18 protein-coding genes and 1 other annotated feature are annotated in these 17,065 nt (G+C 35.8%); of the genes, 15 read left to right on the top strand and 3 right to left on the bottom strand.

From position 1 onward, the window contains the following. Window positions 1-98: 98 nt before the first annotated feature. Window positions 99-1,361, bottom strand: a complete 1,263-nt coding sequence (gene tyrS, locus OL233_RS06115; protein ID WP_275471459.1) for a tyrosine--tRNA ligase — start codon at window positions 1,359-1,361, stop codon at window positions 99-101. A gap of 60 nt (window positions 1,362-1,421) precedes the next feature. Continuing rightward, window positions 1,422-1,630, bottom strand: a binding site (T-box leader). Window positions 1,631-2,010: 380 nt separating this feature from the next. On the opposite strand from tyrS, the gene tyrP reads away from it, so the two are divergent. From tyrP to OL233_RS06155, 8 genes are all read left to right on the top strand, one after another. Next, complete coding sequence (gene tyrP / locus OL233_RS06120) at window positions 2,011-3,408, top strand: tyrosine-tyramine antiporter (RefSeq protein ID WP_275471460.1); 1,398 nt, start codon at window positions 2,011-2,013, stop codon at window positions 3,406-3,408. 35 nt (window positions 3,409-3,443) lie between these two features. Next, complete coding sequence (gene tdc / locus OL233_RS06125) at window positions 3,444-5,324, top strand: tyrosine decarboxylase (RefSeq protein ID WP_126829977.1); 1,881 nt, start codon at window positions 3,444-3,446, stop codon at window positions 5,322-5,324. 91 nt (window positions 5,325-5,415) lie between these two features. Then, window positions 5,416-6,786 (top strand): Na+/H+ antiporter NhaC, encoded by a 1,371-nt coding sequence (gene nhaC / locus OL233_RS06130; RefSeq protein ID WP_275471461.1) that lies wholly within the window; start codon window positions 5,416-5,418, stop codon window positions 6,784-6,786. Window positions 6,787-6,805: 19 nt separating this feature from the next. Then, the gene (locus tag OL233_RS06135; protein WP_275471462.1) at window positions 6,806-7,138 is read left to right on the top strand and encodes a YerC/YecD family TrpR-related protein; all 333 of its coding nucleotides are present in this window, start codon (window positions 6,806-6,808) and stop codon (window positions 7,136-7,138) included. A 92-nt stretch (window positions 7,139-7,230) separates the two neighbouring features. Beyond that, complete coding sequence (locus OL233_RS06140; RefSeq protein WP_275471463.1) at window positions 7,231-7,878, top strand: hypothetical protein; 648 nt, start codon at window positions 7,231-7,233, stop codon at window positions 7,876-7,878. A gap of 28 nt (window positions 7,879-7,906) precedes the next feature. Then, entirely contained in the window at window positions 7,907-8,344 is a 438-nt protein-coding gene (gene aac(6') / locus OL233_RS06145; protein WP_275471464.1) for an aminoglycoside 6'-N-acetyltransferase, read from the top strand. Window positions 8,345-8,466: 122 nt separating this feature from the next. Continuing rightward, window positions 8,467-8,682 (top strand): helix-turn-helix transcriptional regulator, encoded by a 216-nt coding sequence (locus OL233_RS06150; RefSeq protein ID WP_275471465.1) that lies wholly within the window; start codon window positions 8,467-8,469, stop codon window positions 8,680-8,682. Beyond that, on the top strand, window positions 8,666-9,082 hold the full coding sequence (locus tag OL233_RS06155; RefSeq protein WP_275471466.1) for a hypothetical protein: 417 nt from the start codon (window positions 8,666-8,668) through the stop codon (window positions 9,080-9,082). The genes OL233_RS06150 and OL233_RS06155 overlap by 17 nt, the downstream gene beginning before the upstream one ends. Before the next feature lie 33 nt (window positions 9,083-9,115). Here OL233_RS06155 and OL233_RS06160 read toward each other — a convergent pair whose 3' ends face one another. Further along, the gene (locus OL233_RS06160) at window positions 9,116-9,526 is read right to left on the bottom strand and encodes a helix-turn-helix domain-containing protein (RefSeq protein ID WP_275471467.1); all 411 of its coding nucleotides are present in this window, start codon (window positions 9,524-9,526) and stop codon (window positions 9,116-9,118) included. Between the two features lie 232 nt (window positions 9,527-9,758). On the opposite strand from OL233_RS06160, the gene OL233_RS06165 reads away from it, so the two are divergent. The 3 genes from OL233_RS06165 (at window position 9,759) to OL233_RS06175 (ending at window position 12,446) form a co-directional block, all read left to right on the top strand. Further along, window positions 9,759-11,057 (top strand): Y-family DNA polymerase, encoded by a 1,299-nt coding sequence (locus tag OL233_RS06165; protein WP_275471468.1) that lies wholly within the window; start codon window positions 9,759-9,761, stop codon window positions 11,055-11,057. Continuing rightward, on the top strand, window positions 11,041-11,184 hold the full coding sequence (locus OL233_RS06170) for a hypothetical protein (protein ID WP_275471469.1): 144 nt from the start codon (window positions 11,041-11,043) through the stop codon (window positions 11,182-11,184). The genes OL233_RS06165 and OL233_RS06170 overlap by 17 nt, the downstream gene beginning before the upstream one ends. A gap of 155 nt (window positions 11,185-11,339) precedes the next feature. Continuing rightward, the gene (locus OL233_RS06175; protein WP_275471470.1) at window positions 11,340-12,446 is read left to right on the top strand and encodes a linear amide C-N hydrolase; all 1,107 of its coding nucleotides are present in this window, start codon (window positions 11,340-11,342) and stop codon (window positions 12,444-12,446) included. Window positions 12,447-12,494: 48 nt separating this feature from the next. On the opposite strand, the gene OL233_RS11420 is transcribed toward OL233_RS06175, so the two are convergent. Next, window positions 12,495-13,166: a YdeI/OmpD-associated family protein gene (locus tag OL233_RS11420; RefSeq protein WP_275471471.1), complete on the bottom strand. Its 672-nt coding sequence runs from the start codon at window positions 13,164-13,166 to the stop codon at window positions 12,495-12,497. Window positions 13,167-13,332: 166 nt separating this feature from the next. Here OL233_RS11420 and OL233_RS06185 point away from each other — a divergent pair, with 166 nt between their 5' ends. The 4 genes from OL233_RS06185 to OL233_RS06200 all read left to right on the top strand — a co-directional run bounded on the left by OL233_RS06185 (window position 13,333) and on the right by OL233_RS06200 (window position 17,031). Then, complete coding sequence (locus OL233_RS06185; protein ID WP_275471651.1) at window positions 13,333-14,061, top strand: TerC family protein; 729 nt, start codon at window positions 13,333-13,335, stop codon at window positions 14,059-14,061. A gap of 458 nt (window positions 14,062-14,519) precedes the next feature. Continuing rightward, window positions 14,520-15,089, top strand: a complete 570-nt coding sequence (locus OL233_RS06190; RefSeq protein WP_275471472.1) for a helix-turn-helix domain-containing protein — start codon at window positions 14,520-14,522, stop codon at window positions 15,087-15,089. 78 nt (window positions 15,090-15,167) lie between these two features. After that, on the top strand, window positions 15,168-15,857 hold the full coding sequence (locus OL233_RS06195; protein WP_275471473.1) for a response regulator transcription factor: 690 nt from the start codon (window positions 15,168-15,170) through the stop codon (window positions 15,855-15,857). Beyond that, entirely contained in the window at window positions 15,844-17,031 is a 1,188-nt protein-coding gene (locus OL233_RS06200) for a sensor histidine kinase (protein WP_275471474.1), read from the top strand. Before OL233_RS06195 ends, OL233_RS06200 begins: the two co-directional genes overlap by 14 nt. The last annotated feature ends 34 nt before the right edge of the window (window positions 17,032-17,065 follow it).

The raw sequence follows: 17,065 nt of genomic DNA on the forward strand, positions 1-17,065 counted from the left end.
GTAGAATATAAATTATCAAATGATGAGTATGTTGATCATCGAGCATTTGAATAAAAAGTAAAAGCTATCCATCATAAATGATGGATAGCTTTTACTTTTTATTTAGTTAATGTTACTAATGTGTAGTTCTTTTTACCTTTACGGACAAGAACGAAACGCTCATCAAATGAGTGAGCAGGTGTTAATGTGAACTCTAAATCAGTGACTTTTTCACCGTTTAACGTGATCGCACCATTTTTAATATCTTCACGTGCTTGACGTTTTGAAGGTTCGATACCTGCTTCGATTAACCAATCTACTAGTAAGCTTTCGCCGATAGGCATGTCAGCTGAAGGCATGTTTTTGAAGCCTTGTTCGATTTGGCTAGCAGTTAAGTTAGACACATCGCCAGAGAATAGGGCAGCAGAGATTTCCAATGCTTCATCTAAAGCTTCTTGACCGTGAACGAAACGAGTCATTTCAGCAGCTAATGTTTTTTGAGCTTCACGTTTGTGAGGTTCTGTTTCTACTTTTTCAGCTAAAGCTTCAATTTCTTCTTTTGTTAAGAAAGTGAAGAATTTAAGGTATTTAACAACATCGCGGTCATCTTGGTTTAACCAGAATTGGAAGAATTCGAATGGAGATGTTTTCTCAGCATCTAACCAAACAGCGCCACCAGCAGTTTTACCAAATTTAGTTCCGTCTGCTTTTAACATAAGAGGGATAGTTAAGCCGAATGCTTTAGCTTCAGCACCTTCTTTTTTACGGATAAGATCAAGACCTGCTGTAATATTACCCCATTGATCCGCGCCACCAATTTGTAATTGAACGTTATGTTCGCGGAATAGGTGTAAGTAATCCATAGATTGTAGAATTTGGTATGTGAATTCAGTAAATGAAATTCCAACTTCTAAACGACTTGATACGATATCTTTAGCTAACATTGTATTAATGTTAAAGTTTTTACCGTAGTCACGTAAGAAATCTAATAATGTTAACTCATGAGTCCAATCGTAGTTGTTAACCATTGTTAAATCTTGGTTAGACTCAAAATCGAACAAACTCTTCATTTGAGCAGTTAAAGCATCAACGTTATGTTGAACTTGTTCTAATGTTTGCAATTGACGTTCTGATGTACGGCCACTCGGGTCGCCGATTGTACCAGTTGCTCCGCCAATTAAGATGTATGGATGATGTCCAAATGATTGGAAACGTTTCATCATCATGAACGGGATTAAGTGTCCAATGTGCATACTATCTCCAGTAGGATCCACACCACAGTATAATGAAATTTTTTCGTTAGATACTAAGTCGTATAGTCCGTCAGCATCCGTTTGTTGGTTAATCGCGTCGCGCCATGTTAATTCATCAATAATATTCATTCTTTTTCTCTCCTTTTAGTTTTAATACATACAAAAAAGTCCCTGCAAGTTCTAGAAACTTGCAGGGACGAAATAAACAGATTCCGTGGTACCACCCAGATTGTATGATTAATAATTTAACCATACCACTTATTAGACCTGTAACGTAGGTAGCACGCTTGATTTTTTATGTGAGTGTAATTCATTACGGTGTATGTGCCAAATTCCAGCGACCTTTGGCTCTCTATAAACAGTGACAGGTAATTACTTCGCTCAATCAAGTTATTTTTGAATGTAAACCAAGTCTAGTCCATCTAATTTTAAATGTCAAACACAAATTTTCTTTATTATAATTTAATGAGAAAATAAAGGTAGGGTAAACAAAAGTGGTCGGATTAATCAAAAAAAAAGTAGTTGCAAAAAAATAGAGGGTTGATAATACAATGTTTATTGTATCAGTGCTTATAGAACGGATTAAAGCTTTAACGCATTAAAGAATGCAAGCGTAGAATTGGCGAAATGGTTTGCTAATCAAATTTTAATAAAACTAAAAAAATCGCTTTGACAAAGTATTTTTTCGGCGATATACTTCACTTGTGAAAAAGTTGCATTAGATTTTTAGGCCTAAAAACAAAATGTGCGATCTTTTTTTAATAAGGAGGAACAACATATGTCACAAGGAAAAAAATTATCACTTTTTGGTTTGATCGGTATTACAATGGCATTCTTTGGTACCGTTCGTAGTGTTCCGACATTGGCATCATCTGGTTGGACACAAATTGTATACATGTTAATTGCAGCACTTATGTTTGCTTTACCAATCGCTTTAATGTCTGCTGAACTATCAACAGCTTGGCCTGAAGAAGGTGGCCCACAAGTATGGGTAAACAAAGCACTAGGAGAAAAATGGGGCTTTGTGACATCTTGGTTACTATGGGTACAAATGTTTTTCGGTATGGTTATGGTAGCTTCAACAGTAGGTGTCCTATTCGGATATGTTATTAATAAACCGGAATTAGGTAGTAATAATATCTTTATCTTCTTTACTATCGTGTTATCATATTGGGTTATTACATTACTTAACTTAAAATATGATATGGTAAAAATTGCAGGTAACTGGGGAGCAATCATCGGTGTCTATATTCCTTTTATCGCCTTAGTTGGATTGAGTATCGCTTACTTTGCTAAAAATGGTATTAACCCAAATGGTTACTTAGCTGATTTTACAGTAGGAAAATTATTCCCAGATTTAACTAATTTAAAAACATTACCAATCTTAACAGGTGTTATTTTTATCTTTGCAGGTGTTGAAATTTCTTCAGTACATGCGAACAATATTGATAACCCAAAACGTAATTATCCAATCGCTGTTATTGCATCGGTATTAGTATTAGTTGTCTTTAACTTAATCGCTGGTCTTGGTGTTGCCAATTCAATCGATGCAGGTCAAATTAACAATTCAGATATTACACAGCCATTCGTAGCAATGACGACAGATTTGGGTATCCCAGCTATTTTTAATAATATTATTTCATTAATGATTTTAATTGGGGTTCTCGTTCAATTAAGTGCTTGGGTACTTGGACCAAGTAAATCAATGATCAAAGTAGCAGAAGAAGGTAACTTACCTCCATTCTTCCAAAAACGTAATGGAAATGGTATTCCAATTAATATCGTATTAGTTCAAGCTACTGTTATTTCATTAGTATCAACTGCGTTCTTATTTATTGAAGATGTAGGCGCAGCGTTCTTAGTTATTACGATTACTACAACAATTTTATATTGCTTGGTTTACTTGTTAATCGCTATTTCAGCTATGAAACTTCGTAAGACATTACCAGAGATTGAGCGCCCATTCCGTCTAGGTAGTAAAGGAAATGGTTTGATGAATTTTGTTGCAAGTATTTCTATTATTAGTGTAATCTTAACAATAGCCGTTAGCCTAATTGCTCCTGAAGGGGTAGACAATCAGCTAGGTTATCTTGCTTACCAAGTTATTGCAACAGTTGTGATGGTTGGTATTGCCTTGTTAATTTACAACTATAAAAAACCAGAGTGGAAAAAATAATAAAACGATAAACTACTATTAAGGAGAGAGTTAACATGTCAGAAAAAATTATTTCAGAAGAAATCATTGATCCATCAGAAACAAATTTAAAAGCGTTATTCTTAGGTGATAAAGGTGAAAACGTTGATATCTATAAAAATATTATGAACCGTATGATCGATGAGCATGTAGGCTGGAGACAAAACTACATGCCACAAGATTTACCAGTGATTACACCTCAAGACCGTCGTGAAGAATCATTCCAAGCGACCGTAGATAACATGAACAGCGTATTTAATGTTTTGAGTTCTCGCTTACGTACAGATTCATTACCATGGCACACAGCAGGTCGCTTCTGGGGTCATATGAACTCGGAAACACTAATGCCTTCAATCATTGCTTACAATACAGCCATGTTATGGAACGGTAATAACGTAGCGTACGAATCTTCTCCAGCAACATCAAAAATGGAAGAAGAAGTAGGACAAGACTTATCAGCTTTAATGGGTTATGGCGATAAAGGTTGGGGACACATCGCATGTGATGGTTCAATCGCTAACTTAGAAGGAATCTGGTATGCTCGTAACTTCAAATCATTACCACTTGCGATTAAAGAAGTTGTTCCAGCAGCTGTAGAAGGTAAAACTGAATGGGAATTACTAAACATGTCTACAGAAGAAATCCTAGATGTATTAGATGAAAATCAAGACCACATGGATGAAATCAAAGAACGTTCAGCTCGTAGTGGTAAAAACTTAGAAAAATTAGGTAAATGGATTGTTCCTCAAACAAAACATTACTCATGGTTAAAATCAGCAGACATCATCGGTGTTGGGTTAGACCAAGTTATTGCGTGTGATGTTGATAATGAATACCGTATGGACGTTGATGCTTTAGAAAAACTAATTCGTGAATTAGCAGCTGAAGAAACACCAGTTCTAGGTGTAGTAGCAGTTGTCGGCTCAACTGAAGAAGGTCAAATTGACCGCGTTGATAAAATCGTAGCACTAAGAGAAAAATTAGCTGCTGAAGGCATTTATTTCTACATCCATGTTGATGCTGCTTACGGTGGATATGCTCGTTCAATCTTCTTAGATGAAAACAGCAACTTCATCCCTTACGATGAAATCCAAGCAGCTTATGAAGAAAATGGTGTCTTCCAAGGTGAAAACCACTGGTTAACTCCTGAAGTTCATGCGTCATTTAAAGCAATCGAATCATGTGAATCAGTAACGATTGACCCTCATAAAATGGGTTATGTTCCTTATTCAGCTGGTGGCGTTGTTATCAAAGACGTTCGTATGCGCGACGTGATTTCTTACTTCGCAACATATGTCTTTAAAAAAGGTGCTGATATTCCAGCATTACTAGGTGCTTACATTCTTGAAGGGTCTAAAGCAGGGGCTACTGCGGCAGCTGTTTGGACAGCACACAAAATCTTACCACTTAACGTTAAAGGATTTGGTAAATTAATCGGAGCAAGTATTGAAGGAGCTTTCCGTTTCTACAACTTCATCGATGGTTTAGAATTCCAAGTTGGCGATAAAACAATCGTAATGAATGCTTTAACTCGTCCAGACTTTAACATGGTTGACTATGTGTTCAACGAAAAAGGGAATACAGACCTTAAAGTGATGAATGACTTAAATGAAGAGTTCTACCAATATGCGTCATACGCTAAAGGTGGCACTTACCATAACGAATTTATCACATCACATACTGATTTCGCTGTGCCAGATTATGGCGATAGCCCATTCCCATTTGTTGAAGGATTAGGCTTCAGTCGTGCTGAGTGGGATAAAGAGCAAAAAGTAACAATCTTACGTGCTGCTTGTATGTCTCCATACGCTCATGATGAAAAAGTATTTGCTGAATATTCAGCTAAAATTAAAAAAGCAATTCAAGAAAAATTAGAAGCCATCTATAACGAAAAATAAAAACTTCTGATTTTAGACGGAAAAGGTGTATAGCGTTTGAGTTATACATCTTTTTCCGATTTTATTTAATGGATCTGAAAAGAGGGATTGTATGGATAACAACGTGTCTTTTAAAGAATCAGTTGTCATGTTACTTCTGATTTTAATAACTATTGGTTCAGGTATTATTTTCTTTCATTTGTCGGCGCATATTGCAATTTTAGCAGCTATTTTTCTTTTAATTAGTTTTATGATGTATAAGGGCATGAGTTGGGATGACATGCATGAGGGCATTATTTCAGGTATTACACCAGGACTAATCCCAATCGTTCTCTTTATATTAATCGGGGCAATTATCAGTGTCTGGATAGCATCGGGAACGATTCCTACTATTATGGTCTATGGTTTCTCTTTTTTATCACCAAATTTTTTCTTAGTGGCAGTTTTTGTCATTTGTGGGATTGTTGGTGCAGCAGTAGGAAGTTCATTTACAACAGTTACAACTGTCGGTATTGCATTTGTAGGCATGGGTAAAATGATGGGGTTTGATCTAGCTGTAACTGCAGGTGCGATTGTATCAGGTGCTTTACTTGGTAATGTTATTTCACCATTGTCTGATACCGCCAATTTAGCAGCTGCAACAGCAGAGGTTGATTTATTTGAACATATTAAAGCTGTTCTTAAAACAGTTATTCCTGCATTTGTTGTATCGCTACTATTCTTCTTTATTTTAGGAAGAAACCATACCAATGCGGTGGACACTAATGAGATTGATCAGATGGTAGCGGTTTTGAAAACAAACTTTACGATTTCACCAGTTGTGTTACTACCGGTATTGGTGTTATTAGTTTGTGCATGGAAGAAGATACCAGCTATACCAACACTGTTATTAAATATTCTTTTATCAATCGTTTTAATAAAAATATATCAAGGTTCAGCCGTGACAATACAAGATTTTGGCACGTGGTTGCAAGAGGGATTTGTTGCTAAAACAGGTGATAAAATGATTGATCCACTCTTGTCAAGAGGTGGAATCCAAAGTATGATGGGCTCTGTATCCTTGATTATTTTGGCCTTAACATTGGGGGGCTTACTTATCAAGATGTCTGTTATTGATACAATATTAGACCGTATCAATGATGTGTTATCTAAACCAAATAAATTAATTGTTTTAACTGCCTTAACCGCAATAGGAGTCAATTTATTAATAGGTGAGCAATATCTGTCAATCATCTTACCTGGCAAAGCATACCGTCAGCGTTATGAGATGTTAGGATTAGAGCCGACGTTACTATCACGTACTCTATCTGATGCAGGGACAGTTGTGAATCCGCTTATACCATGGGGAGTAAGTGGTGTGTTCATTGCAGGCGCCCTAGGTGTTCCGACATTATCCTATGTCCCATATGCCATTTTCTGTTATGTTTTACCACTATTAACACTTGTACTAGGCGCTTTTTATAAAAAAGAAAAAGTGGTTTAATTATCTAAGGAGGACTATTATGCGTATTGATCAATTAAAAGAACAAGATATTGAAACGTTTTTTAAAGCCGTGATGTCACTTGAGAATGTTGATGAATGTTATGATTTTTTTGATGATTTAATGACACTGAAAGAAATGAAAATTTTCTTAATGCGTTTTAACGTAGCGCAGATGTTACTAGATGGTAAAACGTATCAAGAAATTGAAGCAGAGACTCATGCGAGTACCGCCATTATTTCTAGAGTGAAGCGTTCCTGTGAGGAAGGCAATCAATCGTATCAATTACTTCGTGAACGTCTAGTCAAGCAAGATAGACTTATTATAGAAGAAGCCCAAGGATTTAAGCATTAACTGATGGCGTATGCCATCAGTTTTTTGTTTTTTGACAATCTGTCTTATTTCCTTTAGGATATAAGAGGATAAGATGTTATAGGAGGGAAAAAATGATAAAATCACTATTAAAATCGATACTTGCTTATTTTTTAGGTTTATCAGTGTGGTCAATTGGAACGGGCATTTATGATAGTATGACAACTTTTAACGAGACTGAAGGTGTTGGGCCGTTCAAATTATTTTGGAACTCGTTGTTGCAAAATTTAGTGGATGGTGTGATACAACATTTCTTAATTTTTGTCATTTTTATTACGGTAGCCTTATTGATTAAAGGCAAACATTATCAAAGTATCATTAAAGAAAGTATGATTGTCTCTGGATTATTTATATTAGCTAATTTTGTGATTATGGTGGCTCACTATATCAGAGTAGGGACACTTGAAATGGGACTTAAAGCAATTGCTATCCAAGAAAGTATGATTTTAATTCGCTTAATTCCATTAGCTATTTTAATTGGATTATTCTATTATGCTATTAATCACGATCGTCATTTTGATACCTATGATGAGTTAGAGGAAGCGGAAGTTGAAGATGTATTAGAAGACAGAGATGTTACATCACACATGGCTAAAATAGAAGAAATTGCTAAAACAAGTAATTTACAACCTGATTTAGTCGAACCAACAGAGAAAAATATTTCAGAAGAAGTGTTAAATACAAGTTCAAAAGAAACGATTAAAGAAGAAACAACTAATTAATTCAATTTAAAAGAAAAGAGACGATTAGATGGTATTTCAGGCAACTTTAGAAGACTTATCTGAGTGTTTGGAGCTTGCACAATTATTGTGGCCGAGTTCAGATAAGATAGCACTTGAAAAAGAGTTAGAACAGTTACTGCAAGATTCTAATGCTGCTCTTTTTATAGAGAAAGATAAACTAAGCAGAACACTAGGGTTTGCGCAAGTACAATTACGTTTTGATTATGTAGAAGGTACCCGTTCATCACCTGTAGGCTATTTAGAGGGGATATATGTTCGTGAAGAGTCAAGACGTGAAGGCTTAGCCAAACGTTTGATTTCAGCTTGTGAGAGTTGGGCGAAAGTTAAAGGGTGTAGTGAGTTTGCTAGCGACTGTGAACTAACTAATACAGAAAGTTATATGATGCATTTGAAATTAGGATTTGGCGAAGTAAATCGTGTGATTTGTTTCAATAAAGATTTATAAAAGGACGGCGAGTAATCGCTGTTCTTTTTTTTATAACAATGTAAAGTGTGCTTGACATAAATAGCTGACTATTTTATACTAGGGATGTAAAGTTAACTTGTCATACGGAAGAAGGTTAAGAGATGAAGAATTGTTTAAGTGAGATAAGAAAGCAAGCGAACCTAAGTCAAGAAACTTTAGCTAAAGAACTACGTGTCTCAAGGCAGACAATAAGTTCACTAGAAAGCGGAAAGTATAATCCATCGATTATTTTGGCGATGCGAATTGCTAGGCGATTTGATTTAGCGGTAGAGGATATTTTTATTTATGAGGAGGAAATTGATGATGCAAGTAAGTAATAAAAAAATATGGAGCTATGTGATGTTAGGCATAGGAATAGGTTGTATTTTAGGGAGTTTAGTAGTAAAAGAAAGTACAATGAGTGGTTATATTATGGGGTTAGGCGCTGGTTTAATGGGGGCGTCGGTTGCTCAGTTAATTAAGTATCATAAATTATTTAATACAGAAGAAAAAAGGGAGTCGTATCAAATCGAAGTAGAAGATCCCAGAAATACGGAAATTAGAACAACAGCACGAGCTAGGGCAGGATTTTATTTGGATTGTGCGCTTGTGGGCTTGGTTTTAATTTTACCTTTTACTAACGCACCATTTTGGGTAACGGTGGTACTGATAGTGCTATTCTTAGGCTATGAAGTATTGACTTATAGTTTTATCAAACGATTAAATAATAAGATATAAAAAGAGCAGACGCTAATGTCTGCTCTTTTTATTTTATTCTTGATAGAAATATTTTTTAACTAAGAAACTACCATCGATGACTAGGAATAGGCCAACGATTAACGTGAACCATGAAACGGTATCGTTCTTCAAGTACATGAATAGGCTGAAGGCGAGTAAGATAATGCCTGATACCAACATAGCTGTAAATGAAATTAAGTTCTGTGTTTTCTTTTGTTTTTTTATTTTTAAATCAGACTCTAAGTGCTCATCAGATTTGATTAGTTCATCTACTGAGACGTTGAAGTGTTTAGATAACAGCTTTAGGTTTTGAATATCAGGTAAGTTTTCGCCACGTTCCCAATTTGAAACCGCTTGTGGTGAAATATTTAACTTATTCGCTAACTCTTCTTGTGTCATATTAGCTTCTGTCCGTAATTCTTCTATTTTTTTTGAAATACTCATAATAAATCGACCCTCTCTTTATTATAATGGCGTAAATGTTGTATAAAAACGAACCGATTAACATTAACAGTAACCGTTATAGGCACATTATAGCAATCTTTTCTAAAAATGTCACAAACTAACTGATAATTTTCATACATTTGTTTCTAAAGTCTAAAATAATGACTGTTCCCCTTTACAAAACGAACGTACGTTTGTATTATAGAGGTGTAAGAAATAAGAAGGTGATACAGTGACTATTTTTATGGACTATGCTAATGAGACTAGACGAGCAGTTCTTTGTATTGATGTTAAATCCTTTTTTGCATCAGTCGAATCGGTTAAACATGGGTTACATCCTCTTCAAAGTGAGGTAGTGGTCATGAGCCGAGGGAACCAAAATGGTGGATTGGTATTAGCGGCTAGTCCAAAAGTAAAAGAAAAATATGGATTGAAAACAGGGTCGAGAAAGTATGAATTCCCACGTAAACACCAGATGTTGATTGTGCCACCGAGAATGGGGCTTTATGTGAGGGTTAATGGATTGATTAATCAAATTTTTCAGCAATACGCTGCTAAAGAAGACATTCATACTTATTCTATAGATGAGTCGTTTGTTGATATAACAGCAAGTTACCATCTATTTGGAACATCTGTTTACGAAGTGGCACAAAAAATTCAACGTCAGATTTGGGATGAGCTTCGCCTTGCTGTTGCTGTTGGGATAGGTGATAATCCGCTGCTGGCTAAACTTGCTTTAGATAATGAAGCAAAGGATACCGTGTCGCATATTGCTTATTGGTCATACGAGTCTGTCTCAGAAACCATTTGGAAAATTCCTAAATTAACAGATATGTGGGGTATTGGAAGTCGGACAGCAAAACGGTTAAATACACTCGGGATTTATTCTGTTTATGATTTATCACAAGCCGATGTGACACTTCTAAAAAAGCGTTTGGGTGTGATCGGAAGCCAACTCTATTACCATACTCACGGTATAGATAGAAGTGTGATAGCTCAGAAGCACATTATTCCACCAAGTTCCAAGTCGATAGGGACAAGTCAAGTATTAGAACGTGATTATACAAAACGTGAAGAGGTAGAGTTGATTATACGAGAAATGACGATTGTGTTGTCTGAACGCTTACGACAGACAGGTAAGCAGACCAGTTGTGTGTCTCTTTCGATTAGCTACTCTAGGACGGAACAGTCCAAAAGTTGGTCGAAACAGTTAACGATTAGCCCAACGGATCAGACTAGAATACTTAGTGAAACCTTGCTCCATCTATTTAGAGAGCATAGAGAGAACAGAGCAGTTCGGACGATTGGTTTAAGTTTTGGAAAATTAGTCAATCAACCGTATCAGCAGCTCAGTTTATTTGACGAACCGGAACGACAAGTTAAAGCGAGCCAGTTGGACAAAGTTGTTGATCAAGTGAAAAGTCATTATGGCAAGACGGCACTATTTCTTGCTAGTAGTTTACAGGAATCGGGCACTTATATTAAACGAAGTCAATTGTTAGGAGGGCATCAGCGTGATAGTACAAGTTGAAGAAGACTACGAAGATAGAGGAATGATGAAGTGGCAAGGTTTTATTCTGACAGAGCACGAAGAGGAATTACTCCAGTTACCAGAATTCAAAGAAATTGTTAAGAAAGTTGATGTGTACTGGGATTAAATTTATAGAATAGATTATTAAGTTTTTTAAATAATGGATTATATTTAAGAAAGTCAACACAAAACAAATGTTAAGTGGTAAAATAAATAAGAAGAGTGTACGAATAACTCTCGTTAATAACAAGGTCTAATTAGAGTAACAAGGAGGAATTTTATATGTGTACAGGTGTAGGATTTATTACAAAAGATGGCAATACAGTATTTGGTAGAACGCAAGAATATGCGATGCCACTACCAGTTCAAGGGGCAATCATTCCAAGAGGATATGTTTCAACTAGTCAGTTGTTAACGCCAGTGACATTTAAGTATGCGACTGTCGCAATTGTTATGGATGGTAAAATGAAAGATATGAATCTAGCTGAACAATTAAAAGCATTTAACCCAGAGATGGCTGCTTTAGTTGATCAATCTGAAGAAACAGAAATGATTATGGATGGTGTTAATGAAAAAGGTTTAGCAGGTGGGTCATTCTACTTTGGTAATGGCTATAACAAATATGCTGAAGTTGAAGATATCAAGGCTGCAGGTAAAACACCAATGCGTGGAGAAGAGATTGTCACTTATGTATTGGCTAACTATAGCTCAGTAGAAGATATTAAAACTAACATTAACAACGACGTTCAAGCTGCAAACGTAAAAAATGTTTTGGGTGTCGCACAACCGCAACATTACGTCTTCTATGATAATACAGGTGCCTCAATCGCAGTAGAACCTGATAATTATGATGGTTTTACTATTACTGAAAATACAGCTATGGTATTTACTAATACACCGCATATGGACTGGCATTTAAAAAACTTACAAAATTATGTAGGTCTTGATTACTATAAAAATGAACCTCGTGAAATTGGAACAACTATGGCGATGTCAGCAGGTAAAGGAAGTGGCGTCTTTGGTTTACCAGGTGATTTCACACCTCAGTCTCGCTTTGCTCGTGCCGGTGTTTTAAGAAACTTAATGGTTCAACCTAAAGATTCTGAAGAAGGGTTGCACCGTGTCTACAATTTATTAAATCAATTTGATTTACCGTATGGTATTGTTCGTACACCGGGTGAAATGATTAAAGGGGAAGATGCGGTTCATTACACAGAATACACATCAGCTTACAGTTTGGACCCTAATAATCTTGTTTTAACAGTAAGAACATTTGAAGATGGTCAAATCCAACGTTTAGAGATGACACCAGATATGTTCGAAGGTGACAAAGTATTACGCGCCGCTGTCTCAAGAAAACAAACATATAATGTTCTATCAGCAAATTAATTAATAAAATAAAAAACAGCCTAGAAGCCCCAACTTCTAAGCTGTTTTTTATTTTAAAGATTGTCTATAAAGGTCATGACTTTTAAATCCTGCTTTTAGGCAAGTAATCATGGTATCTGTTCGTTTGGTTTGAGTCACTTGTTGTTTAGCGCTAAAAATAAAACGCGCCCAACTGCGTTGATAACCAGGAGTCAAGGCTTCAAAGAATAGCCGTTCATCTGGGTGAGTATTAAGTAAATTTATAACATCTGGAACTAAGTGATCATAGTCGGAAGCGATTTGGCTCTTAGTAGGTAATTTTAGCTGTTGTTTGGTGCTGTATTTAAGTCCGACTATTGTAAAAGTGTCATCAAGGCTAACCATTCTAGAAAATTTAAGGAGACTATTGGGGACATATCCCTCTTCATCTACCTCTAAGCTAGGTAAAATTTCATCTCGATGGACATAGGTATTGTACATTTTATTTCCTTTTTTGGGATAAGCAATAAAGAAGTAGCCATTTTCTTTTAAAAGTTGTAAATAATTGACCTGTGTAACCAATTCTTTCATGTCATCCATCGTTAAAGCGAAAGCTATAATTAAATCATAAGAAGCTTCTAAAACATCACAATCACAGTTGGTTAATTCTAAATCTAAAGTGTAGCCTTTAGGCTGTTTAAGAATTAGTTTACTAGGATATTTCGTCAAATTTAGTTTCTTGATTATCGGATGTGGTGTCACAGAGTATCCCTCCATAAGTTGAATTGTTACTTGTAGTTTATCATAATCCTGAGATTTGAGAAATAAACAAGATTATGAGATTAAATTAATGAAAGTTTACAGAAAATATGAGATACTATTCTTTGTGATTTTAAAATTTAAAATTGAAGTGAAAGAGGCGTATGGTGTGAATGTATTAGTCGAATTGTATCAACCGTTTTTTGATAAAACGAACTGGATTAATTTTTTTAGCTCGTCAAGTTCTTGGATGTTATTGTTATCGCTGATTGTTATGGAGTGTTTGTTATCAGTTGATAATGCAGTTGTATTAGCGGCTCAAACGAAAACTTTAGATAGTGAATCAGATCGTCGTAAGGCGTTATCTTATGGTTTGTGGGGGGCTTACTTATTCCGCTTTATCGCCATTGGATTAGGAACATATTTAATTAATCTATGGCAAATAAAAGTAGCTGGTGCGTTATATTTAATCTATTTAGCTTATGCTCACTTTTTCAAACCAACAAAAGAAATTCAAATTAATGAAAATGCAAGTACTAAGAGTTTTTGGAAAACCGTGTTATCTATCGAGTTAATGGATATTGCCTTTTCAGTAGATGCCGTATTAGCATCACTTGCTGTAGCAGATAATCCTGTTGTTATTTTATTAGGTGGCTTTATTGGTATCCTATGTATGCGTGGTATCGCTCAAGTGATTGCCCGTTGGATGGATAGAATACCAGAACTTGAAGGTATGGCTTACTTCTTAATCTTCTTTATCGGAATCAAATTATTCTTATCTATTCCAATGATCGATTTTGAAATTCCAGCGAGTGTCTTTGCTGGTGTGGTAGCATTATCGTTTATTGTAACGATTGCACTTAATAAATATCGTCAGAGCAAAAAAGTTTCAAATTAATTATAAATAAAAGTCCTCATATGTAGACGTCTGTATAGACTAACCTATGTATGAGGGCTTTTTTATATGAATAAATAGAAAAAATAATAAGGATGAGAACGGCTATAAATAAAGGGGTGATGTAGGTAAAGATAAACCGATAAAAATGAAGACCTATTCTTTTCTCAGTATCATAGCGCGGGTCATTAAGGTCTCGTTTAAATTGATCAGGTGTACGACTAAAAAATAATGCCCCTGTTAGTGTTGTAAGGAAAGCAATTAAGGTGAGGATGCCAGAAATAAGTAAGAGGATGAGCAAGAGAGTCGTGATAGTTTCGATTGTCATCGTTAATTTTCCTTTCGTGTTCAGAGTATCTGTTACCAAGTAGTATAGACTTAAAGAATTATTAAGACAACCTTGATCAGATAGGTTTAGTAATCTCTTTCTATGGACTTTTGGCGGTAACGTGAGAAAATTAATGGGAGTAATTCTATTAATCAAAGGGGTGACTATCATCGAAATAAATAAATTATTAAAAGCAAAACGTCAAGAGTTATCTTTAACACAAGAACAGGTAGCAGAAAAGATATATGTCTCTCAGAAATCTGTTTCAAATTGGGAGACAGGTAAAACCTATCCTGATATCGAGAGTTTAGTTCGCTTGGCAACTTTATACGAGTTATCTTTAGATAACTTATTGTTAGAAGAACCAAAGGCAGTTGAGGCGAGTACAGAGCAAACAAAGCGAACAGTATTAAAAAAACTATCACTTTTCCCATTTTTAACAATAATTGTCTTGGTAATCATCTTACTTGGACAAAAATGGTGGGGAGAACTTTCGGAAGAAGTCAGTCTTTTAATTAGTTTAGCAGTGGTATTAAATCTTGTTCCGCTATACAGTTTAACGAAAAAGGAAATAGGGGAAACAAAAAATAGCAGCGATCAAGCGAGTCGTTTGAAAAATAACGGAAGGCTTGTTTTTATCGTGTTAGTGACGATAATTGGGTGTTTTTTAATCTATAAAGTTCCAAGTTTAGTATCCGATTAACGCTTGCAATAAGACTGAAGCTTGTGTTTTAATCAGAGAGATGTAAGACAAAGTTCAAGATAGAAAGCGATGTGACCTATGAAAGTACTAATAGTAGAAGACGAGACAGATTTACGTGCAACCTTAGCAGAAGGCTTGAGACTATCTGGCTATGCAGTAGATGAAGCTGAAGATGGTGATCAAGCGTTGTTTCTTTATGAAACAGAAGGGTACGATCTAATTATCTTAGACATTAATTTACCGAAACGAAACGGTTTTTCAGTATTAGAGCGGATTCGTCAGTCAGACTTAGAGACAAAGATTCTAATGTTAAGTGCCCGTTCACAGGTAGAGGATAAGATTAAGGGGCTGGATGTTGGCGCTAATGATTATTTAACAAAGCCTTTTGATTTTAATGAACTCGAGGCCCGCATCCGTAATTTGTTGCGTCGTCAGTTTATCCAAGAACCAGAAGAACTTTGCTTTGATAAAGTGGTATTGAGTACCGCTAAGAACGAGGTGACGATTTCAGGAACTATCTTGAAATTAACAAAAAAAGAATTTTCTATTTTACGTTATTTAATGACGAATTCAACTAAAGTCATCAGTCAAGAAGAGCTAATTTCTCATGTATGGGACAGTGGTGCTAATCCGTTTAGTCACTCGATTCGTGTGCATATAGCCTCTCTTCGTAAGAAGTTAAAGGAACAGCTAGGCTATGACATTATCGTGACAAAAGTCGGGGTAGGTTACGTCTTAGAGGCTAGAGCAGGTGATGGAAATGGTTAAAAATCAGCCAATTCGAGTGAAGTTGATGGTCGTAACCATGAGCGTGTTATTGATTTGTTGTCTAGGGTTGACGGTGTTTACAACATTATCTGCTAAAAGAATGTCACATCAGATTGCCTCAACGACTATCCCAGCTGTCAAAATTAATGGCGCAGATGATGCAGTTGAAGAGAGCTTTCCAGCACTGCCTATGAGTGAAGCACCAGCACTGCCGGATCCGGCTGAAGTGAAAGTCAAACAAGAGAATATTTTAAAGCGGTATTATCTAAGTAGTTTTGGTTATATGGTGGGGATTATTATCGTAGGTGGCTTATTAGCGTATTACCTTTCAGGGCGTGCTATGGGAAGTCTAGTAGACTTAAATACTAAGATTAAAAATAGTTCAGTAGATACACTAGCAGATGAATTAGAAGTTCCCCCTACACATGATGAGATAGCTGAATTAACGGTTTCTTTTAATAAGATGACACGCAAGTTGAAAGAGTCCTTTGATTTTCAACAGCAGTTTTCAGCTAATGTAGCCCATGAACTTCGCACACCTTTAACGGTTCTTAATACAAAATTAGAGGTCATTAAACGTAAGAATCCAGAGTTAGATCAGGAAAGTACTCGTTTTATAGATGAATTAAGTCTACAAGTAGGACGTTTGATTGAGATGGTGGAGAAATTGCTGCAATTGACGCATGAGTACCAGTTAGAAGAGCAAAGTACGATTTTAGCAGAGGATTTAATCAATAGCATTTTGCCAGACTTTTCGGAAAGTATTCAAGAAAAAGAGATAAGTGTAACAGTTGAGTTAGGCGAACAGGAATTAACGGGTGACTTAGAATTACTGTACCGTGCATTTTATAATGTGATTGAAAATGGGTTGAAATATAATGTACAAGGTGGCAGTTTAACAATAACAGGAACTGAAACACAGGACTCTTCCCAATTTGTAATTGCGGATACAGGTATTGGTATTCCGAAAGAATATCAGGACGACGTTTTTCAGTCGTTATTTCGTGTAGATGATGCAAGAGACCGTAAAGTCGGTGGCGTCGGTTTGGGATTAGCTATTGTGAAGAAAATTATAGAGGCCCATCAAGGCACTATTACTGTAGAAGATAATCAAGAAGAGGGTAGAGGAGCAGCATTTAGTCTAACACTACCAAACAAAAAGGAAGCGAGCTAATCGTTTCCTTTTTTCTTTACATAAATTTAACACC

This window comes from Vagococcus proximus (genome assembly GCF_029143285.1).
GTDB classification, from domain to species: domain Bacteria; phylum Bacillota; class Bacilli; order Lactobacillales; family Vagococcaceae; genus Vagococcus_D; species Vagococcus_D proximus.